The sequence below is a fragment of the Clostridium sp. genome, from assembly GCF_036639235.1.
Classification (GTDB): Bacteria; Bacillota; Clostridia; order Clostridiales; family Caloramatoraceae; genus Clostridium_AB.
Genome location: NZ_JAVWJB010000011.1, coordinates 21125 through 43771, shown reverse-complemented (window position 1 = coordinate 43771; position 22647 = coordinate 21125). Strand labels below are relative to the sequence as shown.

The following is a 22647-nucleotide window of genomic DNA, read 5'->3' as shown; positions in this document are numbered from 1 at the left end:
AAATATAATTTATAATATCTCCTTCAGAGGTAGATATACACTTATATATGTTAATATTAATTACTTCTAATAATTCAAAGGCTGTCACATGGATTTTAAAGGGTTTTTTCACCTTTTCTTATGGTTACATATGTCTAAAAAATAAAGTCTTTTATATCTTAAATTTAAGCATTATATAGCTATTAAGCTTTTATTTACTATTTACCCTGCTTTTTCTTCTATATAGAAGATAAATCTTCTAACAATATAATATTATTAAAAACGCTAAAAGAGTATCTCATGTTAGCTTGAGATACTCTTTTCTCCGTGACCTTTATTTGGGGGGTAAATGTCACAATTGAAGTATTGATATTTGTTTATATTAAAAGGGCATAATGTAATTATTAGGTGTTTATATTAAAGGGATTATTTATGCCCTATATTTAACTATAATTCTATATAACTCTACCTTAATAATTGTTTCTTATTCTCCACATTCCTTTATGAATTGATCATCTGTTTCAGTGTATATTTGTCTTAATACATCTAATCCATCAAATGTCATCCACTCTTGAACTATTTTGTTATTTACAACATTGTAGTGATTAATACCTACAACCTCTACAGGCTTTCCAGATGCTGCACCAAAGTATCCTAGACCCTCATGCATACCTTTTATTCTCCATCTTACTGCTACATTATATTCATTTTCAGTTGACTCTACCTTATTACAAGAAATTCTATCTAATACAACCGCTGCATTAGGGAATGATGCAAATAAACTTACTAACATACCTTGAATTTCATCATGACCTATTAATCTCTTATTGCATATAAAGTTAAGGGCTGCATTATCTGCATAATATTTTTTCACATTGTTTATAAGCTTATAACTCCATACTTGACTAAACATTTCTAGCATCATTTCTCCAACACTATTATCCTTAGCTACGTACTTTTCTGGGAAGTATTGACCCTCCATATTTTCACTCATACCAAATCTACTTTGTAGTGCAGGTGTTTGATTCTTAGTTGCCTTAGCAATTCTTTTTGCTACTTCATGTGGATCAAAGCCAAGTTGTTTTATAATCCATAGATTATCTCTAACTAACCACTCTTCATATATTCTATTATCCTGAGCTGCACAATCAACAACGGTTCTAAAATTTACCTTTTTTCCAGTTGCAGGGCCAAAACTACTATCACCTAAATTAGTTGCTACTGATTGAATCTTATGTGAAGATAAATATCCTCTCTCACCGTAGTTTGTCCAAACAACATCCTGTGCTATTAATCTTCTATCAGGGAATGAATGTAGTGTTTGAAGTGTTCCTCCAATAACATCTCTTATTCCGTAGCTTGTTACACTAGCATTATGAACAATAACATTATTTGAGTATGTATCATATATAACTCCTATACCCTTGTCTTCCCATATGTTATGAGTTATAGCTATAATATAGTCAACAAAATCTTTGTACTGCTCATCAAAGTTCTCCATTTTTTGAAGCCCCTTACTCTTAAGCTTTACATAGTCGTTGTAATCATGAACTCCAACAGCTAAAATCTCTTTATTATCTCCATAAAAAATCTTATCACTTAAATTTGTATTAGCCTGATCCTTCATTATGCTCACATCCTTTTTAATGTTTATTTCATTTTTCTGCTCTGGAATCTTTGACCCTTTATTCTTTAGGTTATCCTCCATATAAGCTACCTCCTATAAAACAATAATCTGTTGCTAACCATTAGGTTTGATAAAATAATATCCCATTCGTATGACCATAAACAATCTACTGTTTTTCTATTTTTTTACTTTTTTATATAATTTGAATACTATCTATATACAAACTCTATATTTAAAATAGCTTATATAAATAAAAATAGTGGAAAATCCCTATTTTCACAGGTTTTTTCCACTATTTTTTGCCAAGTTGCTATATTTTATAATTTTCTGAATTTTCTTTTTATATTTTATTTGTCTAAATATAATTTTTCTATTAAACAAAATTATCAGCTTAATTCTTTATATTTCTCCTATTTTATCTCAAAATCTACAAATATCCATTTTATTCAAATTCTATACAATATTTAATGTTTTTTTGTTTTCCTGGGCTATTATTATCTTTCCTATTAAACCTATTATTCTATCTTCTATTATTTTATCTATTCCCATATTGTATCTTTTGATATTTAAAATTATATTTTTAAGTGACTCTAAAAAATTAACACTACAACTATTACTATCTATTATGTTTTCTATAAGTATTAGATTATAACATATGTAAACACTTTCTCTTAAATCCCTATTAAAGCATTTCTCTATAAACTTAATAGCTTCCTCTTCCTTAGATAATTTAAGCTTCACTTCTACTATTGTTCTTAAAAACTCATTTTTTCTTTCAAATATACTATATTTAGTAGTCTTAATAAGCTTATTAACATATTCCTCAGCCTCTATATAGTAACCTTGTACAAAGTTTAGATATGCCATTCCCTCTAAATAATATGAATATCTATAGTCACCAGGTTCTATAATTTTAGTAAACTCATCGTAATAGTAAAGGGACTTATTAAAATTACCTAAACACTGATATTCTCTAGCTATATGAATATATTCACTTGCTCTAACTCCATTAGAATCAGCATACTCCATGGCACTGGTAAAATACTTTAATGCATTATGGTATTCTCCTATATTATGATATATCTTACCTATAAGTGAACATATTTCACAATACTCCCTATCATCAATATTAGGCTTTTTGCTTATATAGTTTTTTATAAGCTTTTTATGCTTATTAATATCAATAGATTTATGATCATAGGTACTTGTTATATGTAGCAGCTCTATAATATACTTATCAAGTTTTTTGTTATTTGTTCTTTCTGTAAAATTAAGTACTAAGGATGCATAGGCTACAGACCTATTAATAAGTCCTTGTCCATAATAATAAAGTGAGTAATTTCTACACATTAATATAAACTCAAAAAACATTTCGTTTTTAAAACAGAGATTTTTAACTATATCTAGCATTTTCTCATCTGCTACCCTATTATACTGTGATATGTTATTTGTAATACTTTCAACGTATTCTTTTATTTGATCCTTTTCTGTTTTGTAAATATTATTGAATCCTGTATTAAAGGCAGATGTAAGTTTAATTTTAAATGATGTAGACCCTAGGTCCTTTCGAAACAAATACTGATGTACTGTTTCTGGATATAAAGAGAACTTTTCTGCAAAAGAATCAATAGATTCAAACTCTTCTAGTATTTTATTTTTGATTTGAATTCCTGGACTTATTATCTTAATTTGATTTAGCTTTAGTTTTTTGTTTTCCAACTTTATCACCTTCTGCTATATAAATTACAACTATATTAATTATATCAGAATAAAATACTTCTTTTCTCTTAATTATTATTTATATATTATATTTAATTAATATCCCTAAAAATTAATATGCCCCTTTTAATTAAACAAGCTTTTCATTTCACTTGTAACTTAAAAAGGGAGCGGTTCAAAGTCATATATACTTTTGATTTTCAACAGTTTGTGGATAATTACAAGAAATTTTGAGCTAGTATTACCATTGTGTTGTTAATAAAGTGGACAATCATTGGTACAAATATTGATTTTGATTTATGTACTAGATATCCACATAATAATCCTGCTGCTATTGTATTTAAAATAAGTAGTGGGTGTATATGCATTACTGCAAATAGTAATGTACTAACTATTATAGCTACCTTAGGTCCAGAGACTTTATTAAGCATTCCGAATATAAACCCTCTACATAAAATCTCTTCAAATACAGCTGGCATAAATGCTGTAACCATAATGTCTAAAGGTATATTTCCCTTAAAATAATTATCTTCTTGTAATCCATTTAACATGTCTGGATAAATATAAATTATTCCTTCTAAAACTAAAACTACAACAAATTCAACTACTATATATGCTAATATTCCTATTACAATATACTTTAAACTAGGCTTATTAAAGCTAAATACTTCTTTTATATTAAGATTGATTTTTTTTGCATATACTAATGGGATAATTCCAAAGAATATAAGTGAAATATAGCCATACTTCTCTCCAAATATTGTAGCTAGATTACCACCTATAAAGTTAAATGCTAATACACATCCAGTAAAAACAATAAAAATATCAATTAGGCTACTACTTTTATGGTAACTATAAATATTAATAGGCTTAATAAACTTAAATAATATCATACAAATAATTGTAATTATAATTCCTAAAATAAGTGCTATTATTATTAATGCTAAAATAAAAGCATAAACACCCAAAACCCCAAAGTCAATATCTTTAATTCCTTCAAATCCACTAAGTGATAATACTAGAAACATTCCTCCTATTACAAGGATATTAAGTCCTATTTCTAATATAGATGCTAAATAAATTCTCCCTATATTTCTAATAGTAAGTCTTCCCTTGCCATTATCTTTAATCTCGTTACTTTCAATTAAGATAACATTAGAAATATATATAACTCCCAGTAATAGGCTTATTCCATATGGAATTAATATTAATTGTTTATTTTCAATTTCTATTATTTCTAAAACATTTTGTCCAATTCCTGAACCTATAAATCCAAATACTAAAGGCATCATTAAAAAAATAAGGACAACGTCTTTCCTTTTTATAAGGTTCCACATAAAACTCAAACCTAATCCTCCCTTAAAACATACTTCTCCCTTATATAATACCATATTTTACCTAGTTAGTATTCTCACCCTATATTTTATAAGAAAATATAAGAGGAGAATATTAGGCATTCCCTAATATTCCCCTCTTAATAATTATGTTATTTTTCTTTTTCTGTACTTATTTATTCCTAGGTATACTAGGGTTACCCCTACTAGTAATGCTATATTTGTGTAGCTGTAGTTCATTCCTAGTATTCCTGTAAAGTCTTCTATTTTTCCTGCTCCATAATGCAGGGTTACTACTGCTAGGGCATTGTTAATAAAGTGGATCATCATTGGTATTAATATTGACCCTGACTTATATAGTGAAAAGGCTAGTGCTAGTCCTAGGATTGTTGTTGCTGGTAGCTTAATTAGGCTTAGGTGCATTATTCCAAATAGTATTGAACTACCCCATATTGCTAACTTATAGTTTCCACCCTTTTTCATTGCACCATATATGAATCCTCTAAATAGGGTTTCTTCACATATTGCAGGTAGTAGGGCTACTATTATTAGGTTAATTGGAAGGCTTTCCATTGTAAGTGCCTCTTCAATTGCCTTAAGTTCCTCATTGCTTTGAGGGAAAAAATGAATTATAGGTAGGGTTATTGCCTGTGCAAATAAGAATGCTATAAGCCATATTGCTACTCCTAGGAATACATATTTAATCTTAGGTAGCTTAAGGCTAAATAACTTCTTAAAGTCTGCTTTAATATACCAAGCATATGCTATAGGCATAATTCCAAGTATAATAAGGCTCATTGCAAGTCCAGCTGATTCAAAGCTTAACTGTAGGTATGAACCAATGTAAATATGGACTATTATTGCGATGCAGAACATTACAACACCATCACTAACCCCTGGCATATTCCCCTTTGTTAGGTTTCTTCTACTTTCAAATAATGAAAACTCCTTAGCTGTGCCGAATAGTATTTCCTCTGACTTAAACATTTTAGATAAAAGTATTACTGAAAGCATAACTAGTACAAGGTTTGATACTAGTACTAATGTTATAAATACAGGCTCTATTTTCAGTGATAAAACATCTCTAATCAAAAGTGAAATATTCACAAAAGGTATACTTGCTGTATATATGTTAAGGCTTACTGTTGGTATTAATGAAGCATATGAAAGCATTAATACTCCAAGTGTTAGTGGAGTTACATAGTTTTGTGCTTCCTTGTAGCTCTTAGCTAGTGAACATATACACATTGTTAACGCTGATACTACCATTGCAAATAGGCATATACACACAACAGTTATTATTATTGCAAAGACAAAACTTGAGTAGTTAATAGATGAAAGTCCTACCCCCTCTGCAGAAACAGATGCCACTCCTATAAGGTATATTGCTGTTAAGGCAATACTTAGTATGTTACAAAAGGCTGTTATTATGGCACTTAGGGATACTGCTAGGTATTTACCTGTAACTATCTCAAGGTTAGATATAGGTAGGGTTAATAGGGTTTCGAGTGTTCCTCTTTCCTTCTCCCCTGCCATAACATCAATAGATAGATAAATAACTCCAACTAGTATACTTGCAACTAGTATAATAGGTAGTATGCTTCCGATCATAGACCCTGCCATCTCTTCTGTTTTGGCAACTTCCTTATGCTGGTAGTTAACAGGGTTCAGTATATCATCAGGATTTAGCCCTGAAATTTCTAGAGCTGTGTTAACCTTACTGTCCTTATATTCTTTAAATATTTTTTCAAGTGTATTATAGGCTATACCTGAATTTGTTTTAGATGAGTTCGTTGCTATTGTGTATGTTTTATTATCCATGGAAACATCAATATAAGCTAGGATTTTCTCCTCTGCAATAGCCTTATCATAGTCTTCTACTTCTACTATTTTGATTTTTCCAAAGGTTCCATTTTCACTTGATTTATATTCCTTAATACTTGATTCTACCTCAAATGGAAGTCGCCCCTTAACTGCTATGTTAAGTTCCTTACTTGGAAGGTCGCTTACTGAACTTTGCATAACCTGACTAAATATAATCATCATAAGTGGGTATAACAGCATAGGTAGTAATATTCCAAGAAGTACAGTTTTCTTGTCCCTTAATATATAGGTTATTTCCTTCTTAAAAATCGCCTTAACCATACTAAATCTCATTAAAATCACCTCCACCTAGTGCAAGCTTAATAAAGGTATCACGAAGATTATCTTCCCCTGCTATTTCCTTAAGTTCACTTGAGGTTCCACTTGCAATAATTCTACCTTCATGGATCATAATAATCCTATCGCAAAGAGTTTCTGCCTCCTCCATATAGTGGGTTGAATATAATACGGTTTTACCATTTTTCTTTTCTGTTTTCATAAATTCTATAATTGATTGACTGCTGATAACATCAAGACCTAGTGTTGGTTCATCGAAAATATAAACCTTAGGTGAATGAATAAGGCATCTTGCAATTGATGCTCTTTGGGTTTGACCTGTTGAAAGATTTTCGATTCTATTATCTATAAATGATTCCATTTTCATAACCTTAATTACCTGATCAAGGCTCTTTTCAATATCCCTATTATCCATTTCATAAAGCTTACCAAACATAGTAATAAGCTCCCTTGGGGATATTCTTCCATATAGTTTCGTGTTACCTGAAAGATATCCTATTTGTCTTTTAGCCTTAGATGCATCCTCACAATATTCGTAACCTGCAACCTTAATGCTTCCACTTGTTGGAGTTAAAATTCCCCCAAGCATTCTTAAAAGGGTAGTCTTCCCTGCACCATTTGGACCAAGAATTCCAACTATTTCTCCCTCTTTAATACTAAAAGATATATCCTCAACAGCATTAAACTCTTCCTTCTTAGTCCTAAACTTAAGCTTATTCAGCTTAGACTTTGATTCTTCCCTAGCTGTTCTAACAAATGTTTTATATAGGTTATTAACCTCTATCATCTTACTCCCCCTTTACTTATAAAGTAAAAACTATAATTCAATATCATGTTAATAATATAACACTTTTTTAATGTTAATTACTACCATTTCAATTAACATTAAATAGAAAAGATAGATAACTTACATGGAAATCATCTATCTTCTAGCTTTAAATACTTATTTAGTTAATTTTAAAATAATCTTATCATTAAACTCATCTTTAGTATATGTGTGTACATCTTTAAATAAATAATTTTTGAATATATCGAGTCCAAATCTAATTATTTCTTTATTAGCCTTTGATGCAATTTTTTTACCTATTAAACTTCTTGAAGGTGATTCCTGAATAAAATCACTTTCACCTTCATAACTAGGATTCTTATTTTCATTATAAACAAGGATATATGTTAAATTTTTTCTAGTAAACTCTAAATCTCTCTTTATTATATCTAGAAAAATAAGAACACTATCTCTGTTCTTAGCTGAAAGCTCCCCTTGGTCCGATCTTTTTCTAAGACTTCCATTTTTAAATTCTATAAAGTATAGATCATCCTCACTATTTATAAGGAGTACATCATTTGACTTAGGCGTCCCTGGAATATTTTTATCTTTAATGTACTTCTCTTTTACTTTATCAAAATCTATTACTTCAACTTTACTTTCAGTCATATATTCTACACTTTTACCGTTATTATCCTTTGATGTTTCCTTTAATGTAGATACACATTCTTTAAAAATATCATTGCTATAAAAATTAGTTAAATCCATAAGTTTCATCCTCTAAAATTTGAAAAGGTTTAGATAACTTAGCGTATATGTTTTCAATATTATCAGATACATCATTAATTACAGAAACATTATCAATATTTTCGGCAAGATAATATTTACATTTATCATTAATTCCGTGTTTAACAGAATATACCTCAATTGCGTTAAGAAAATAAGGACTATGTGTTGTTAGTAATATATTCATGTTAAATTCTTTTTGTATTAGCACTATAATCTCTGCAAATAGCAATTGCCACTCTGGATGTAAATGAATCTCTGGCTCATCTAAAACAATGGTCCCATTTTCCTTAAGTATTCCCTTTGTTAGAAGGGTCCTAATAATAATGAATGTTTTTAGTCCCATAGAAACATTAGCTATATCTATACCCTCTTTAAACTCTGATGTTTTGTAAATAGTATTATGATTATCAACCTCAATATTACCTTCACAGATACCAGTTAATTTTTCCAAAATTCTATTAATACTTTCACTTGTTAAAAGCTCATTCATTGCTGTTTTTACTACATTACTGTCAACATCCTCAAATAGTTTAGACCTTAAATGTCCTCTATGTCCATTAAATTGATTCATCCTACCTTCATCTAATATAAATGGATCATCTATATATATTAACTCACTATTAATATTGAAATACTTTATGTCGCTTACTTCGTTATTAGTATTAAATAATACATTTATATCTTTATCCTTTATTGTAAGCCTTACAGATACTTCTTCACCCTCAGCGTATATATTACTAATTTGGGTTCTAAATTCTTGTTCAAAAAAGTTTTTAATTACACCACTTGCAACTATATTATCGGAAAAAGATAATATTTTACTAATTTTAGTTGAAATACTATTTACTATATCTACAACCTCTTGATCACTTGCTTCAAATTCATCCCTAGCAATTGAGGATTGTATGTACTTTCTTATAGCATTAGTATCATTTTGATAATTTTTATAATTATCCATTATTTCTTTAAAAATAATATTAGGACTTCTTAATAAATCAAACCCTAATAATTCAACTACTTCTAAGTTTTTAATTGTATTATAACTGGTTCTTTTGCGCTCTTTTTTAATTTTAGAATCTATTTTATAGAATGAATTAAATAAACAGAATAACACCTTACCTAATGTACTTTTTCCTGTATTATTCTCTCCAGCAACAACAGTTATTCCATTCATTTCTATACTTGCATGTGATACCTTACCTATGTTATTAATCTCTAATTTCATTATAAACTCCTCCTTTATATAAAAATCAAAAGGACTCTTATTAATATTGTAAACAACAAATTAAACTATTCCATATTAAACTATTCTAACTATTATATATAATTCCTTTATATCACTATTATAATTATATCCAAAAATATAGTATATAACAAAATAAATCCACCTTATCTATTAATAAGGTGGATAAAAATCATTGTTATTCCTGCATCATGTCGTAAATAACGTTTGAAAGGTTAGCAAACTCTTCAATTGAAAGGGTCTCTCCCCTTCTTTTTTCGTCAATTGAAGCTGCTTCAAATGCTGCCTTTAGCTTATCAGGTGCTAGTCCTATTGGCTTAAGAGAATTATTAAGTGTTTTACGTCTCATATTAAATGAATCCCTAACAACTCTAAAGAAAAATTTCTCATCACGAACCTTAACTTGAGGTTCACGAATATTCATCTTAACTACCATTGATTCTACCTTAGGATTTGGTATGAAACATGATGGTGGTGCCTTAACTACCTTCTCAACATCTGAATAATACTGTGCAAGTAGTGTTAATGCACCATATTCCTTAGTTGAAGGCTTAGCTATTAGTCTTTCTGCTACCTCCTTTTGGATCATAACAGTAATACTCTTAACACCCTTAGCCTCGGTAAATATCTTATTAATAATAGGAGTAGTTACGTAGTATGGAAGGTTTGCAACAACCTTAATGTTCTCCATTCCCTTCTCCTCAAATAACTGGTTAAAATTAACCTTAAGTGCATCTGAGTGTACAAGTTCAAAATTATCGTACTGGCTCATAGTCTCACTTAAAATAGGAATAAGTCTATCATCTATCTCAATTGAAACAACCTTCTTAGCTCTTTGTGCCATCTCCCCAGTTAATACCCCAATTCCAGGGCCTATTTCAAGTGCACATGAAGTATCATCAAGATCTGCTGCATCAACAATCTTATTAAGAACTTCATTATCTATAAGAAAGTTCTGTCCAAGTGACTTTGCAAATTTAAAATCAAAATGTTTAACTATATCCTTAGTCTTAGCTGCTAAACTCATATTATTTAATCCTTTCAAGTGCATTAATAAATTCTTCACGTGTAATACCATATCTGTTAAGTCTACTTAAAAACTGCTTAGCGTTACCATATCCAATTCCAAGAATGGCACCAACCTTATCACGTCTCTTAGTAGAATCACTTTTGCCTGATAGCCCTGCATAAAGCATATCTGTAATAGTAAATTCCTCAGTAGGTGATTCTACCTCAGTCTTAACCTTAGATAATGCTTCTAATATAGCCTTAGGTGAAGCATTTTCAATACCTATATCTCCATCTAAAGTTCCCTCATGACGAGGTAGGTATGCGTGTTTGCACCCCTTAACCTTAGCTACTATCTTCTGTCTTATCTTCTCCCCGGCAAAATCAGGGTCAGTAAATATAATAACTCCCCTTTTCTCCTGGGCATCCTTAATCCTTTGCATAGTCTTAGCTGTTAATCCAAAACCTGAAGTAATAATTAGGTCAGCATCTACAGCTCTCTTAACTGCACTAACATCATCCTTACCTTCAACAACAATAACCTCTTTAATCATATAAACCTCTTACTTCTTAATGTATTCTAATAATTTCTTAAACTGTGCAATGTAACTTTCCTTAACCCTTGTAACTATAGAAACTGCTAACTCCTCATCGTACATATGAGATGTTCTATTTCTATCAAGCATCATATCAATCCACACCTGTGAATCATCAATAACCTTGTACTTAAATCCACACTTAATTGTACTTCTAGGTGCTAAGGCTTCATCTACAACTCCTTGATCCTCTAAATAAAGCTTCATCATCTTCCATCCAAGCTCAAATGTAAACTCAAATCGTTGTATAATTCCATCTATAATAATGTCATCATTTAAATCCTTGTTAGTAGCTTCCTCTAGTCTATTAAGTGCATTAGTAAAATCCCTAGCTCTCTCCTCTAGCTTCTTACTCATATATACATACACCCTCTTCCAATATATTATGTATTAACTCTGTACTCTTAATATCATTAAAGCTTAATATATCAAAGCTAACTAAGGTATTAATGTCTTCAACATCCATATAAATATTAGCCAAAGTACTATGATTAATGTTGTCTCCAAATATACATAAATCTATATCTGAATTCTCTCTATTATCTCCTCTTGCCCTTGAACCAAATAACAATACTTTATCAACATTGCTATACTTAGTAAAAACATTAACAAGATCAATCATAATATTCTCATCTATCATATCTACTCCCCCTAATATTTATATAACAATTAATTATACCATAGTTTAAGGGTAAATCACTCTATAGCTTCTTAGTAATACATCCATATGTATAAATTATAAGGGAAATAATTGAGGTTATAAAAGTTAAATAAAACCCGTCATGTGCAGTTGAAAAACTTACCCTTAAATTAAACTCCCCTGTAATTGTCATTATGTGCCAAGTTAAAAAATCATAAATACACCCTATTACAACCATACCAGCTCCTATGGTTGTTGTTACCCTAATATAGGCCTCTTCACCTTTTAGGTAAATAAATATAAAAAATAGGGTGTATCCTACAAACATAATCCCTGGCTGTGACTGAATCCCTGTTCTATAGTCAACGCTATGGGCAAAAAACAGCCAAGGACCAAATAATCCAATTATACTAATCCCCATGAAAAATGCAGATAATGCCTTGTATCTACTCATAATAATCCCCCCTTGAAATTATCTATATATAGCCTTAATAGGATCCATTTTAGATGCTCTAATCGCAGGTGTAATACCGAATACAACTCCTACCAGTGTGGAAGTTAGGAATGCTACTAAAATAATACCTAGTGTAAGAACAGGCTTAAATGGCATAAAGGTTCCTAATGTATAGGACAGTATAAACCCTAGAATAATTCCTATAAGCCCACCTATTCCAGTTATAATAATAGCTTCAATTAGAAACATAGATAGAATTTGCCTAGGAGTAGCCCCTATAGCTCTCCTAATTCCTATTTCCCTCTTACGCTCTGTAACTGAAACATACATAATGTTCATAACCCCAATCCCCGCTACAAACAGTGATATTCCAGATACAACAGCTATAAATCCTGTCACCCCATTAATAACAGTCTGAAAAGACTTAATTATCTCTGCTGGGTCAGCACTTCTATACTTACCCTCAAGGTCCTCATGGGAACCTTGAAGTTCCTTCTTAACATTCTTAAACACATCCTGAAGATTATAACCATCCTTAACCTTAACAGATAGTGCCTTAATAGTATCTCCTTGGGACTCTTCCTTAACAAACCTTGGAACATAATTCTTCGGTCCCTGAATATATTCTGAGTTCTGCCTTCCAGCAACTCCAACTACCTGATATAGGTCGCTATCGATCCGTATAGCCTTGCCTACCGCATCATCAGGTGCCCCTCCAAAAAGGTCCTTAGCGTCATACTGTGTGAGAACAATAACCTTGTTTCTAAATTCATTGTCCTCATCAGTAAGCCCTCGTCCTGCAATAATATTAACTCCCTCTCCTCTATAGCCTTCAAGACGTAGAATAGTACTCTTATCAAAGTACTTAGCCTCTCCAGCCATACCCATAAAGTCACTAAACCCAGTGTCTGCTGCCTCTACCTTCTCAACTCCACTTATACTTCTTATCTGGTCCATATCACTCTTAGTAAATGGAACCTCTGATGAATTATTAAACCCTCCACTTGCAGGAATATACTCAACCTTAATAGTATTAACATCAGTCTCCCTTGAAGACTTGGCAACCTCAGCCTTAAGCCCTGCACCTATAGAAAGTATTGCAACAACAGAGGAAATTCCAATAATAATCCCAAACATGGTTAGAAACACACGAACCTTATTAAATCTAAGGCTTAAAAGGGATTCTTTAATAAGCATAGAAAGTCTCATATCCTCTCCTCCCTTATGAATACACCGTCTTTAATGTAGACAAAATGGGTAGCATACTTCTTAAAGTCCTCATCATGTGTAACCATAATAATGGTCTTACCACTTCTATTAAGCTCAATTAAAAGACTCATAATCTGGGCTGCATTCTCACTATCAAGTGCTCCTGTAGGCTCATCTGCAAGTATAATATCAGGTGAATTAGCAAGTGCTCTAGCAATAGAAACCCTCTGCTGTTGTCCCCCTGATAATTGATTCGGGTAGTTACTACTCTTATCACTAAGCCCTACTTCCCTTAAACTTTCGGCTATCTTAATTCTTCTATCTTCCTTAGCTAGTTTACCCTTGTAAAGCATAGGAAGTTCCACATTCTGCTGTACATTAAGAGAATCTATAAGGTGGAACTGTTGAAAAATAAATCCTATATGACTACTTCTAAATCTAGACTTATCCTTCTCATCCATAGTAGAAATATCAGCTCCATTAAATATGTAATTACCCTCTTCAAATCTATCTAAAAGTCCAATAATGTTAAGCAGAGTAGTCTTTCCACTACCTGACTTACCCATAATAACAACAAATGAACCCTTCTTAACTGTAAAATCTATACCCTTGAGTACCTCATATACATCACCATTTAGATGATAAATCTTCCTAAGACCTCTAATCTCTATTAGGTTCTGACTCAACACTATCACCCTCTTCTATAGACTTACTAGCATCACGAATAACCTTATCTCCAAAGGTAAGTCCCTTCTTAACCTTAAGATACTTATCATTAAAGGCTATTGTATCAACAGCAGTCTTAGATGTGATGCCATTTCGTACAGCCCAAACGTAATTAGTGTTTCCCTCCTTAAATACTGAGGTTATAGGGATCTTTGGCATATCACCCTTAGAATCCACTGCAACTTGAACATGGAACCCTGGATATACCTTAGCACCCTTATCAAACTCTATAAAAACAGGATAATGGTTAACCTCTGAGGACTTAACCGTATCTATACCAGGTACAGGAAAAGCAAATCCTGATGAATTCTTGTTAGCTAGGGAAGCAGTCGTATTAGATACTTCCTTAATTCTTCCATTAATCTCTTGACCAGTTGAATTAATACGAATAGTAACCTTCTGATTAGTTGATATGTCTAGAATATCCTTCTCACTAACATTACAAACAATATGAAGTCCACTAGATGAAACAGTAACTATAGGTGAGCCTTCACTGCCCTCCCTCTTAACTACTCCACTAAATGGAGCATAAACATCTGTATATGCCTTAGAGCTTAGCTTAATAATCTGCTCACGAAGCTTATCTTGTTGCTGAATATTACCCTGGAGCTGCCCTGATAAATCTGGCATACCTGTAGCTGATGCAAATATACTCCCCGTCTTACCCTCCTTAGTAATTCCCTGTGCCTGATCCATCTTGTCATAGGCAATTCTCAAAGACTCTATCTGGGCACTTAACATCTCCTGCTGCTGAACAATAGCCTCATTCTTGTATGAAAGAAGAAGCTGATCCTTCTTAACAAAGGCTTCATCATCAACATAAACAACGCTAATCTGCCCTCTAGCAGGGTCAATTTGGTAAGACATAGTAGCTGTGTTCATAACCTCACCCTCAATAAAAACCCTCTTCTTACCTGGAACAGTATAAACAAGTGCACTATTAAGCGACTTTCCTCCAGTAGGGTTATAGTAGAAGCAAAGATATATAATCATGGCGGCGGTTAAGACCCCGGTAATACCAACAATACTTCGAATAAAATTCCTTCTTAACATAAAATATCCCCTCCTAAAATTAAAACTAATCCTAGAATTAAGTATTCTACAAATTGAAGAAAATTATTCGAAAAAGTGGTAAATAAATTATCTCCTATACCTTCCCCCTATAATAACCTAGATTTATACCCAATATATTACAATTAAGTAATAGAACCATTAAAAAAAAGGGGAACTAAGTAAATCCACTTAGTCCCCTATAAATCTAGCATCCTATTCCTGTATCTTCTTCTCCAAGAAAATGTTTAAGGTGTGATTCTGTTTTAAGGAAAACAACACCTAAAAATATTAAAACAAAGCCTATTATGCCCCAATAAGTTACCCAAAACAAATTCTCAAATTCATATGTTAACCCTATCATAAAAATAGCTATAGAGATGTATATAAATCCTGTATTAATAATTAGCTTCCCTGAATAGGAATTTGCTTCAGCAAATACTTCCTCATTCTTCATAGACCTTGATGTTCTATATCCATAGAAAGAATTAATACTCTTAGGCGGAAACTTATATAAAAGTACCCCTGAAAAGATATAAATTAAAGGAATTAAACTAACCCAAATTAAATCCATAAACATATGGTAACCTCCTATAATATTGAAATTGTTATATTAATATACAATATTAACATATTATTAAAAATAGTCAAACTATTCCAACTCAAAAATTAAATATAGGATATTTATTTGCTTTATAAAAAATTTAGGTGGTAAAATATATGGTATGAATTGGAGGAATTAATATGAAAATACTTAAGCCAGCTATACCAAATTATTTAGCCCTAGTTAGTGATATTTTAAATATAGGAATGAGGCATATAGATGAGGATACTCCACTAGAGGGAGCTTCTGTTGATAAGAATGTAGTAGAGGGAGGAGACCTTTATAAGATAGAAATTAGGGAAAGTATAATATCATCTTCAACCCTTTTAAATACAAGCTTTGAAGGGGCCACCTTTATTGATGTAATCTTTAAGGAATGTAATCTTTCTAACTCCTCATTTAAGGGAGCCTACTTTGAAAGATGCCAATTTACTTCATGTAAATGTACTGGGGTTAACTTCTCCTCAACAATAATAAAGAACACACTATTTGAGGACTCTCCACTTGAATATAGCTCCTTTGATGAATCTAAACTAAATAGCGTTATTTTTAGTGGATGTGACATGTCTAATGCTTCATTATCATCAAGTACACTTAAGTCTATAAGCCTAAGTGATAACAAGTTTATAAGTACTAACTTCTTCAGAACTAACCTTAAGGGGGTAGACTTCTCCTCCTGCGACCTTGTAAATCCTATTGTTTCAGATACATTATCAGAGCTTAAGGGTATACATATTAACCCCCATCAAGCAATGAATATAGTAGGCCTTTTAGACATTAAAATTAAATAAATACATCAAATCCTATATTTCAGGTTTTATTTAGACTGTATTAGCTTTTAATTACTTTTTCGAAGCGGTGTAGCTTTATTAACTAAAAACCCCTTATATTTAATCTCAGGAGTTAAATTTTGCGCATAAAAAAGAGAAGCAGTATTGCTTCTCTTTTAAAATTCTTATTGAAGTACATAAACCGTAACTGTTCTTCTTCCCCATCCACCTAAATTATAGCCTGGGTTAAAGTATAGGTCTATTTTATTTCCTTTGATTGCACCACCAGTATCAGCAGCTATTGCATATCCATATCCTTCAACATAAAGCTTTGTTCCTAGTGGAATTACTCTTGGGTCAACTGCAACAGTTGAATATCCATCCGGATCTCTTTTAACCTTCATTCCACTTGCTGTTATGCTTCCACCACCCATTGGGTCATATGGAGCCTGAGAATATGCTGTTGAAGTCATTTTCATAACTCTACTATAGTCAAATGTTCTTCCCCCTCTTGAGGCTGTTACTACATTTGGCTTTGTTCCTGAAACGATCAGCTTTTTAGTAGGCTTACAAACAATTTTTTCTTCAACCTTAATCTTTGAAACAGGGACTCCGTTTTCGTATACTGTTCTGTATACTACTTGACGTCTTCCATCTGCACCTTCCTTAAGAACCTTCACAGTTCCTGCTGTTAACTTCTTATCTGGAGTTTTTTCGATAACATATGGAATCTTCTCATCTACTGTTTCTAATTTTTCTGTAACTCTTACGATACTTACCTTCATATCCGGCTTAATATTGTCATTAACTGCCGGTGATACTTTATCTATTGCGCTTACTGCAATATTTTCATCTTGTAGCATTTCAGACACTGTTGAAGCTGCTGATTTAATCTCAGTAACTTTTCCTGCATCCTCCACCTTAATAGGAACTGCTCTCTTTATATTTATAGTCATATTTTCTTTCAGTCTAGATTCTAGATCAAAGGATACTTTGTCCTTCTCTCCTAGAGCAATATTATGTTCGTCTAAAAGACTTCCTACTGTGTTCTTAGTCGTTGTAACAACCTTATTCTGTCCATCGTAAGCCAGTGTTACTGTTGTTTTTCCTCCTGATACAAAGAAAACCGTTACAGCTATTATTGAAATAGCAATTGTAGCAATTATCTTCTCCCCCGAGGGACCCTTTAGCATTTCCTTTAGTTTATTCATATTTTTTACCTCCCTTACGTTGAATGGAGCTAGAGATAGGCCTCTCCCTCCTCCACCTTGAAAATCTCGGTTTCTCAATTTAGGGGTACGCAATCAAAATTCATAAGCCTATTGGCATTTACTAAATATCTTATTAGTAAACCAGCAAAACTATTCCACTTATTTTATATTAAATAAGTGTGAGGCGTTTTCAAATGTTAACTGACAAGTTTCGTTGTAAGTCTTTCCTATGGTATTAGCCATAACATTTAAAGTATGAATTAAGTAAGAGGAATCATTTCTTTTTCCTCTATTCGGTACAGGTGTAAGGTACGGACAATCCGTCTCTACCAAGATTCTGTCATGAGGCATGTTTTGCAGAACCTCTAATGACTTCTTAGCATTTTTAAAAGTTATAACACCTGTAAAACCAAGATAATAATCAAGCTTAAGCACCTGCTGTGCAAATTCTGGGCTTCCTGAGTAGCAATGAAGTACCCCTTTAACGTCCTTGAACTCCTTAAGAATATTAAGTGTGTCCTCATGTGCGTCTCTGTCGTGTATTACTACTGGAAGGTTTAAATCCCTTGCAAGCGCCATTTGTTCCCTGAATATTTTTTGTTGTACTTGTCTATCTGAAAAGTCATAGTAATAATCAAGTCCAATTTCCCCTACAGCAACGATTTTCTTTTGGCCTTCAATAAGGTCACCTAAAACCTTAACTCCTGCTGTAAGTTCATCTGCATCATGTGGATGAACACCAAGTGCTCCATAAATAAAATCATAATTATTAGCAAGTTCAAGTGTATCATGACAGCCCTTTAGGTTGGCTGCACAGTTTAGCACCCTACTAACCCCTGCATTTTGAATCTTACTTAGAACATCTGCTCTGTCCTCATTAAAATTCTCACTATCATAGTGAGCATGTGAATCAAAAATCATAACTTAAATTCTCCTTTTCTATCGTAACCTATCTGTAAAGAGTAGTTAACTTTTTCTTAACCACCCTGCCATAAAGGCAAATTCAAGAATGAAATTCATGCAGATTCAATGTGCTTGTACTAAGTTTTTACCACCGGAAATTCCGGGGAAAACTTATGCCCCTCATTATATCAGCATGTTTTTCAAAAAGCAAATTAATAATTTTGCACAAATTGTTAACTTTTTATGAACTCGTACCTTTTCTTTCCCCATAAAAGGAATTAATTTACTTTCAGTAACATAGTTCTACATTCTTTGACATATAGGTTTTTTGAACAATTCTAAACTGTATAGTTTTAATTGTGTAAATATAAATATGATACTACAAAATTCAGACTATCACTATCCTATCCCTTGTGACTCAATTAGTTACGAAATAGTTAAATTCATAACCGTCCTATATATCATTACATTTTATGGTAATTTACCTCTTCCATACTTAAACCATCCTAGCGACAGCATTATTTGACTAAAAATTCTGTCCTTTGTATTTTTTTAAATTACTATTATTAACAATTGTTTTAAAAAAATTTATTTTAAAGGGTCATTTTTAACATACTAGTTAAAGATTTATCCAGGCAACTTGTCCACCTTATTATAGTAACCATATTTATTATTTACTATACATTATAACAATAATATTTAGCTACTAGGTTAACATAAAATAGTATATCCTCATATATAAATAATGCAAAATCACTACAAGTAAAAATTCCCTTCTATTATATATAAAAATTCCTTCTTATATATAGTAGATAAAATTTGTCTACTATATAATACATTTCATTCTACTTACCCATCCCCCTATAATTTATAATCTATAAATACAAAAGGATGAATCACTATAATCCATCCTTCTAAATACCTTATTAAGTAATTAAACCCTATCTCTTAAACCCATAATCACGGCTAAAACTTATAGCTGCTTTCTCTTATATATGGAAAGAGATATAAAATATGAACCTATAAAGCATGCAACACTTATAGTAATCCACCCTAATCTATATATTATATCCGAACTCTGTAAGTTCTCTAAGTATGGTCCAATTAATGCACTTCCAGCAAAAAATAAACATGTAACCACTAGAACTGATACCATAAGTAGTATTTCTGACTTATCTGCTCCAAATCTTAATATAAGTGGGTACATTATTGCAGGGACTAGTAGTGCGAATGTTATACCAAACCCATACCCATAGCCTACTCTTTCAAAGTTCATTGATTCCATAGAAGCAATAGACATTACTACTACTGTAATCGTAGCAAGTCCAACCCCTATAGCAGAAAATATTAAGAATGATATATATCTTGCCTTTATAATGTCACATACCCTTACTGGTAGGGTTCTTTCAAACTTGCTCCATTTAGAAGTTGAATCCTTCTGAAGTGCAGTACCTATTAACCCTACAAATGCCCCTATTTGGGCAAGCATTAACACTGGCAATATATCTATAATAGTTGGATATACTACTGCCCCTATCATTACAGCTATATTTATAATAATACTAATTCCTATAGTCCATTTTAGAGTGCTCCCAACAGAGTAAAAGTTATTAATTATTAAACCCTTCATTATATATCCCCTCCCTTTACTATAAGAGGTAAAATCTCATCTATTTTTGCTTCATCTAAGATAATATGTGGATATTTTTTAGAAAAACTAGTCTTATTTGAAACTAATGCATCTATTTGTAGCCCCCTATGTCTATATGATATGTAATCCTCTTTCTCTACCATATCAAAATCACTTTGCCTCATACGTGCAATTCCATAATTATAAATCAGGTTATCCTTACTTTCAGTTAAGATGATTTTACCTTCATCTATAATTGAAATATAATCTGCTATTTTCTCAATATCACTTGATATATGTGAAGATATTAAAATAGAATTCTTCTCATCACATACAAACTCTAAAAACATATCTAGAATCTCTTCCCTAATAACAGGATCAAGTCCAGCTGTAGCCTCATCTAGTATTAAAAGCCTTGCACTATGAGACATAGCAACGCTAATAGATAGCTTCATTGCCATACCTCTAGAAAATGTCTTTATCTTCTTATCAATTGGAAGCTTGAATTTTTCTAGATGTGAATAGAATATATCACTATTCCAGTTTCTATATATTCCTGAAAGAACCTTTTCAAGCTTTTTAACTGTAAGCTCCTCATAGAAATTAACAGAATCAAATACCACTGCTATATCTTCTCTAACTAAAGTAGACTCATCTGTCATATCAGTTCCCCAAAACTTAACCACTCCACTATCCCTACTTGTAATATTTAAGGCTGTATTTATTGTTGTACTTTTACCTGCACCATTTTTACCTACAAAACCCATAATAGAGCCTCTAGGAATCTTAAGGGTAACATTATCAAGCTTAAAATCCTTACTTTCATAAGTTTTACAAAGATTTTCTATCTCTAAAGCATATCCCATCTACTCATTCTCCTCATAAAATATTCTTAAAAGCTCAGTTAACTTATCTAGCTTTATACCATTAGTTCTAGCAATGTCCACAGCCTGAGCCAAATGCTCCTCAATCTGCTTTTGCTGCTGCTCCTGTATAAAATCCTTATTCCGAGCTGCAACAAAGCTTCCTCTACCAACAGTTGTCTCAATAAAACCATCTCGAGTTAACTCCTCATAAGCCTTTTGAACAGTAATTACGCTAACATGTATAGTCTTAGCAAGAGAACGCATAGAAGGAATAGAATCCCCAGTCTTAAGCTCCCCAGCCATTATCATGGCCTTAATCTGTGATGTTATCTGTTCATAAATCGGCTTACTTGTATTACTACTAATTATAATTTCCACAAACTACTTTCCTTTCCCTAAGTGTACTTATTGTATAAGTACACTATATTCACTTATATACACTTTGTCAATGTATATATTATATTTATATATAAAATTTCCTAGTCAACTAATCAAACTTCCTCTTATTTTCACTACTTTCCCTAATCCAATATGAATGGAGTCCATAGCTTTGAACGAATCCCCCCTTAGGAACCTGTTTAATAGTTAAATATACATTTAGGTAATCTCCAACTCCTGACATAATATTAAACATAGCAGTAATAATTACTATATTGGATAATAGTGAACCAAAACCAAATATCCCTAACATCCATAATAAATAAGGTATAAAACCTAAAATAATATTAGGACATAGACTCATCCATATAAACCTTACTTTAGATACTATTGCACTTGAATAAACAAAGGCTACAAACTCACTAGGCTTAACCCACACTTCCTTTCTAGCCTTCCTAGGAAAAGATACTGCATGTAATATTTCATGTACAGCTATAAAAGCTATTTGCAGCACAAATCCAACAACTAGGGCTAGCCCTAAGTTAACAAAATTAATATCCCATATAGACACACTCCAAAATCTTACCCTAATAAAAATCAATACAAATATAGCAATAAACACAGGGGAAAACAATTTAAACCCCATATTAAAAATCTCTGAAATACTATCAGGCTCATCATACTTAACTGCCCTAGAATCAAGCTCCCCAGTTAACAACTGCTCCTCACACTCATACTTACCCATATACTTTATGTTATACATAATACTCCTCCAAACTAATCAATCTAAAACTCATCTATATCCTAACATAAATTACCACACCCATATACACGTTTAAATCATATACAGCTATCCCTCTTTCTTTAAATCCATGGTCGAGGGTGCCCCACATTGTTTCATCCTATTACTAAAAAACATCCCTTACTAAGGCTTTTTCAAAGCCCCCCCCTTCTACTCTTCCTAAGCAGGTTTACATGGTTACTT

Annotated in this window: 23 protein-coding genes; 1 reads left to right on the top strand and 22 read right to left on the bottom strand. The window is 31.9% G+C overall.

Going from position 1 to position 22647, the window contains the following annotated elements; genetic code table 11:
- Positions 1–463: 463 nt before the first annotated feature.
- The 16 genes from RR539_RS04940 to RR539_RS04865 all read right to left on the bottom strand — a co-directional run bounded on the left by RR539_RS04940 (position 464) and on the right by RR539_RS04865 (position 15880).
- Positions 464–1687, bottom strand: a complete 1224-nt coding sequence (locus RR539_RS04940) for an ester cyclase (RefSeq protein ID WP_332473216.1) — start codon at positions 1685–1687, stop codon at positions 464–466.
- A 372-nt stretch (positions 1688–2059) separates the two neighbouring features.
- Complete coding sequence (locus tag RR539_RS04935) at positions 2060–3325, bottom strand: tetratricopeptide repeat protein (protein ID WP_332473215.1); 1266 nt, start codon at positions 3323–3325, stop codon at positions 2060–2062.
- A 218-nt stretch (positions 3326–3543) separates the two neighbouring features.
- Positions 3544–4662 (bottom strand): CPBP family intramembrane glutamic endopeptidase, encoded by a 1119-nt coding sequence (locus RR539_RS04930; RefSeq protein ID WP_332473224.1) that lies wholly within the window; start codon positions 4660–4662, stop codon positions 3544–3546.
- A 144-nt stretch (positions 4663–4806) separates the two neighbouring features.
- A complete protein-coding gene (locus tag RR539_RS04925; protein WP_332473214.1) occupies positions 4807–6816 on the bottom strand; it encodes an ABC transporter permease subunit/CPBP intramembrane protease in 2010 nt (669 codons plus the stop codon).
- Positions 6806–7606 (bottom strand): ABC transporter ATP-binding protein, encoded by an 801-nt coding sequence (locus RR539_RS04920; protein WP_332473213.1) that lies wholly within the window; start codon positions 7604–7606, stop codon positions 6806–6808. The genes RR539_RS04925 and RR539_RS04920 overlap by 11 nt, the downstream gene beginning before the upstream one ends.
- 156 nt (positions 7607–7762) lie before the next feature.
- Entirely contained in the window at positions 7763–8353 is a 591-nt protein-coding gene (locus tag RR539_RS04915) for a hypothetical protein (protein ID WP_332473212.1), read from the bottom strand.
- Entirely contained in the window at positions 8340–9599 is a 1260-nt protein-coding gene (locus RR539_RS04910; protein ID WP_332473211.1) for an AAA family ATPase, read from the bottom strand. The genes RR539_RS04915 and RR539_RS04910 overlap by 14 nt, the downstream gene beginning before the upstream one ends.
- Positions 9600–9795: 196 nt before the next feature.
- Positions 9796–10644, bottom strand: coding sequence for a 16S rRNA (adenine(1518)-N(6)/adenine(1519)-N(6))-dimethyltransferase RsmA (rsmA, locus tag RR539_RS04905; RefSeq protein WP_332473210.1), 849 nt, complete (start codon positions 10642–10644; stop codon positions 9796–9798).
- A 1-nt stretch (position 10645) separates the two neighbouring features.
- Positions 10646–11179 (bottom strand): ribonuclease M5, encoded by a 534-nt coding sequence (gene rnmV / locus RR539_RS04900; RefSeq protein WP_332473209.1) that lies wholly within the window; start codon positions 11177–11179, stop codon positions 10646–10648.
- 9 nt (positions 11180–11188) lie between these two features.
- Positions 11189–11578 carry a nucleotidyltransferase substrate binding protein gene (locus RR539_RS04895; protein WP_332473208.1) on the bottom strand — a complete coding sequence of 130 codons (390 nt, stop codon included), beginning with the start codon at positions 11576–11578 and terminating at the stop codon, positions 11189–11191.
- Entirely contained in the window at positions 11571–11861 is a 291-nt protein-coding gene (locus tag RR539_RS04890; protein ID WP_332473207.1) for a nucleotidyltransferase domain-containing protein, read from the bottom strand. Before RR539_RS04890 ends, RR539_RS04895 begins: the two co-directional genes overlap by 8 nt.
- A gap of 61 nt (positions 11862–11922) precedes the next feature.
- Complete coding sequence (locus RR539_RS04885) at positions 11923–12315, bottom strand: hypothetical protein (protein ID WP_332473206.1); 393 nt, start codon at positions 12313–12315, stop codon at positions 11923–11925.
- Positions 12316–12333: 18 nt separating this feature from the next.
- A complete protein-coding gene (locus RR539_RS04880; RefSeq protein WP_332473205.1) occupies positions 12334–13524 on the bottom strand; it encodes an ABC transporter permease in 1191 nt (396 codons plus the stop codon).
- The gene (locus RR539_RS04875) at positions 13521–14210 is read right to left on the bottom strand and encodes an ABC transporter ATP-binding protein (protein WP_332473204.1); all 690 of its coding nucleotides are present in this window, start codon (positions 14208–14210) and stop codon (positions 13521–13523) included. Before RR539_RS04875 ends, RR539_RS04880 begins: the two co-directional genes overlap by 4 nt.
- Positions 14185–15303 (bottom strand): efflux RND transporter periplasmic adaptor subunit, encoded by a 1119-nt coding sequence (locus RR539_RS04870; RefSeq protein WP_332473203.1) that lies wholly within the window; start codon positions 15301–15303, stop codon positions 14185–14187. Before RR539_RS04870 ends, RR539_RS04875 begins: the two co-directional genes overlap by 26 nt.
- Before the next feature lie 205 nt (positions 15304–15508).
- Positions 15509–15880 (bottom strand): SdpI family protein, encoded by a 372-nt coding sequence (locus RR539_RS04865; RefSeq protein ID WP_332473202.1) that lies wholly within the window; start codon positions 15878–15880, stop codon positions 15509–15511.
- Between the two features lie 164 nt (positions 15881–16044).
- On the opposite strand from RR539_RS04865, the gene RR539_RS04860 reads away from it, so the two are divergent.
- On the top strand, positions 16045–16695 hold the full coding sequence (locus RR539_RS04860; protein ID WP_332473201.1) for a pentapeptide repeat-containing protein: 651 nt from the start codon (positions 16045–16047) through the stop codon (positions 16693–16695).
- Between the two features lie 164 nt (positions 16696–16859).
- On the opposite strand, the gene RR539_RS04855 is transcribed toward RR539_RS04860, so the two are convergent.
- The 6 genes from RR539_RS04855 to RR539_RS04830 all read right to left on the bottom strand — a co-directional run bounded on the left by RR539_RS04855 (position 16860) and on the right by RR539_RS04830 (position 22425).
- Positions 16860–17885: a 3D domain-containing protein gene (locus RR539_RS04855; RefSeq protein WP_332473200.1), complete on the bottom strand. Its 1026-nt coding sequence runs from the start codon at positions 17883–17885 to the stop codon at positions 16860–16862.
- Between the two features lie 159 nt (positions 17886–18044).
- Positions 18045–18806, bottom strand: a complete 762-nt coding sequence (locus tag RR539_RS04850; RefSeq protein WP_332473199.1) for a TatD family hydrolase — start codon at positions 18804–18806, stop codon at positions 18045–18047.
- A 955-nt stretch (positions 18807–19761) separates the two neighbouring features.
- Positions 19762–20418, bottom strand: coding sequence for an ABC-2 transporter permease (locus tag RR539_RS04845; protein ID WP_332473198.1), 657 nt, complete (start codon positions 20416–20418; stop codon positions 19762–19764).
- Complete coding sequence (locus RR539_RS04840) at positions 20418–21284, bottom strand: ABC transporter ATP-binding protein (protein ID WP_332483490.1); 867 nt, start codon at positions 21282–21284, stop codon at positions 20418–20420. The genes RR539_RS04845 and RR539_RS04840 overlap by 1 nt, the downstream gene beginning before the upstream one ends.
- Positions 21285–21662 (bottom strand): GntR family transcriptional regulator, encoded by a 378-nt coding sequence (locus RR539_RS04835; RefSeq protein ID WP_332473196.1) that lies wholly within the window; start codon positions 21660–21662, stop codon positions 21285–21287. It abuts the gene before it with no gap.
- Positions 21663–21771: 109 nt separating this feature from the next.
- A complete protein-coding gene (locus tag RR539_RS04830) occupies positions 21772–22425 on the bottom strand; it encodes a DUF3267 domain-containing protein (RefSeq protein WP_332473195.1) in 654 nt (217 codons plus the stop codon).
- Between the last annotated feature and the right edge of the window lie 222 nt (positions 22426–22647).

Coding starts and splice junctions, on each gene's coding strand:
- RR539_RS04840 (WP_332483490.1), bottom strand. CDS start 21,284: ATGGGATATGCTTTAGAGATAGAAAATCTTTGTAAAACTTATGAAAGT.
- RR539_RS04885 (WP_332473206.1), bottom strand. CDS start 12,315: ATGAGTAGATACAAGGCATTATCTGCATTTTTCATGGGGATTAGTATA.
- RR539_RS04925 (WP_332473214.1), bottom strand. CDS start 6,816: ATGAGATTTAGTATGGTTAAGGCGATTTTTAAGAAGGAAATAACCTAT.
- RR539_RS04910 (WP_332473211.1), bottom strand. CDS start 9,599: ATGAAATTAGAGATTAATAACATAGGTAAGGTATCACATGCAAGTATA.
- RR539_RS04855 (WP_332473200.1), bottom strand. CDS start 17,885: ATGAATAAACTAAAGGAAATGCTAAAGGGTCCCTCGGGGGAGAAGATA.
- rsmA (WP_332473210.1), bottom strand. CDS start 10,644: ATGAGTTTAGCAGCTAAGACTAAGGATATAGTTAAACATTTTGATTTT.
- RR539_RS04850 (WP_332473199.1), bottom strand. CDS start 18,806: ATGATTTTTGATTCACATGCTCACTATGATAGTGAGAATTTTAATGAG.
- RR539_RS04845 (WP_332473198.1), bottom strand. CDS start 20,418: ATGAAGGGTTTAATAATTAATAACTTTTACTCTGTTGGGAGCACTCTA.
- RR539_RS04915 (WP_332473212.1), bottom strand. CDS start 8,353: ATGGATTTAACTAATTTTTATAGCAATGATATTTTTAAAGAATGTGTA.
- RR539_RS04830 (WP_332473195.1), bottom strand. CDS start 22,425: ATGTATAACATAAAGTATATGGGTAAGTATGAGTGTGAGGAGCAGTTG.
- RR539_RS04895 (WP_332473208.1), bottom strand. CDS start 11,578: ATGAGTAAGAAGCTAGAGGAGAGAGCTAGGGATTTTACTAATGCACTT.
- RR539_RS04920 (WP_332473213.1), bottom strand. CDS start 7,606: ATGATAGAGGTTAATAACCTATATAAAACATTTGTTAGAACAGCTAGG.
- RR539_RS04865 (WP_332473202.1), bottom strand. CDS start 15,880: ATGTTTATGGATTTAATTTGGGTTAGTTTAATTCCTTTAATTTATATC.
- rnmV (WP_332473209.1), bottom strand. CDS start 11,179: ATGATTAAAGAGGTTATTGTTGTTGAAGGTAAGGATGATGTTAGTGCA.
- RR539_RS04930 (WP_332473224.1), bottom strand. CDS start 4,662: ATGTGGAACCTTATAAAAAGGAAAGACGTTGTCCTTATTTTTTTAATG.
- RR539_RS04890 (WP_332473207.1), bottom strand. CDS start 11,861: ATGATAGATGAGAATATTATGATTGATCTTGTTAATGTTTTTACTAAG.
- RR539_RS04880 (WP_332473205.1), bottom strand. CDS start 13,524: ATGAGACTTTCTATGCTTATTAAAGAATCCCTTTTAAGCCTTAGATTT.
- RR539_RS04860 (WP_332473201.1), top strand. CDS start 16,045: ATGAAAATACTTAAGCCAGCTATACCAAATTATTTAGCCCTAGTTAGT.
- RR539_RS04870 (WP_332473203.1), bottom strand. CDS start 15,303: ATGTTAAGAAGGAATTTTATTCGAAGTATTGTTGGTATTACCGGGGTC.
- RR539_RS04940 (WP_332473216.1), bottom strand. CDS start 1,687: ATGGAGGATAACCTAAAGAATAAAGGGTCAAAGATTCCAGAGCAGAAA.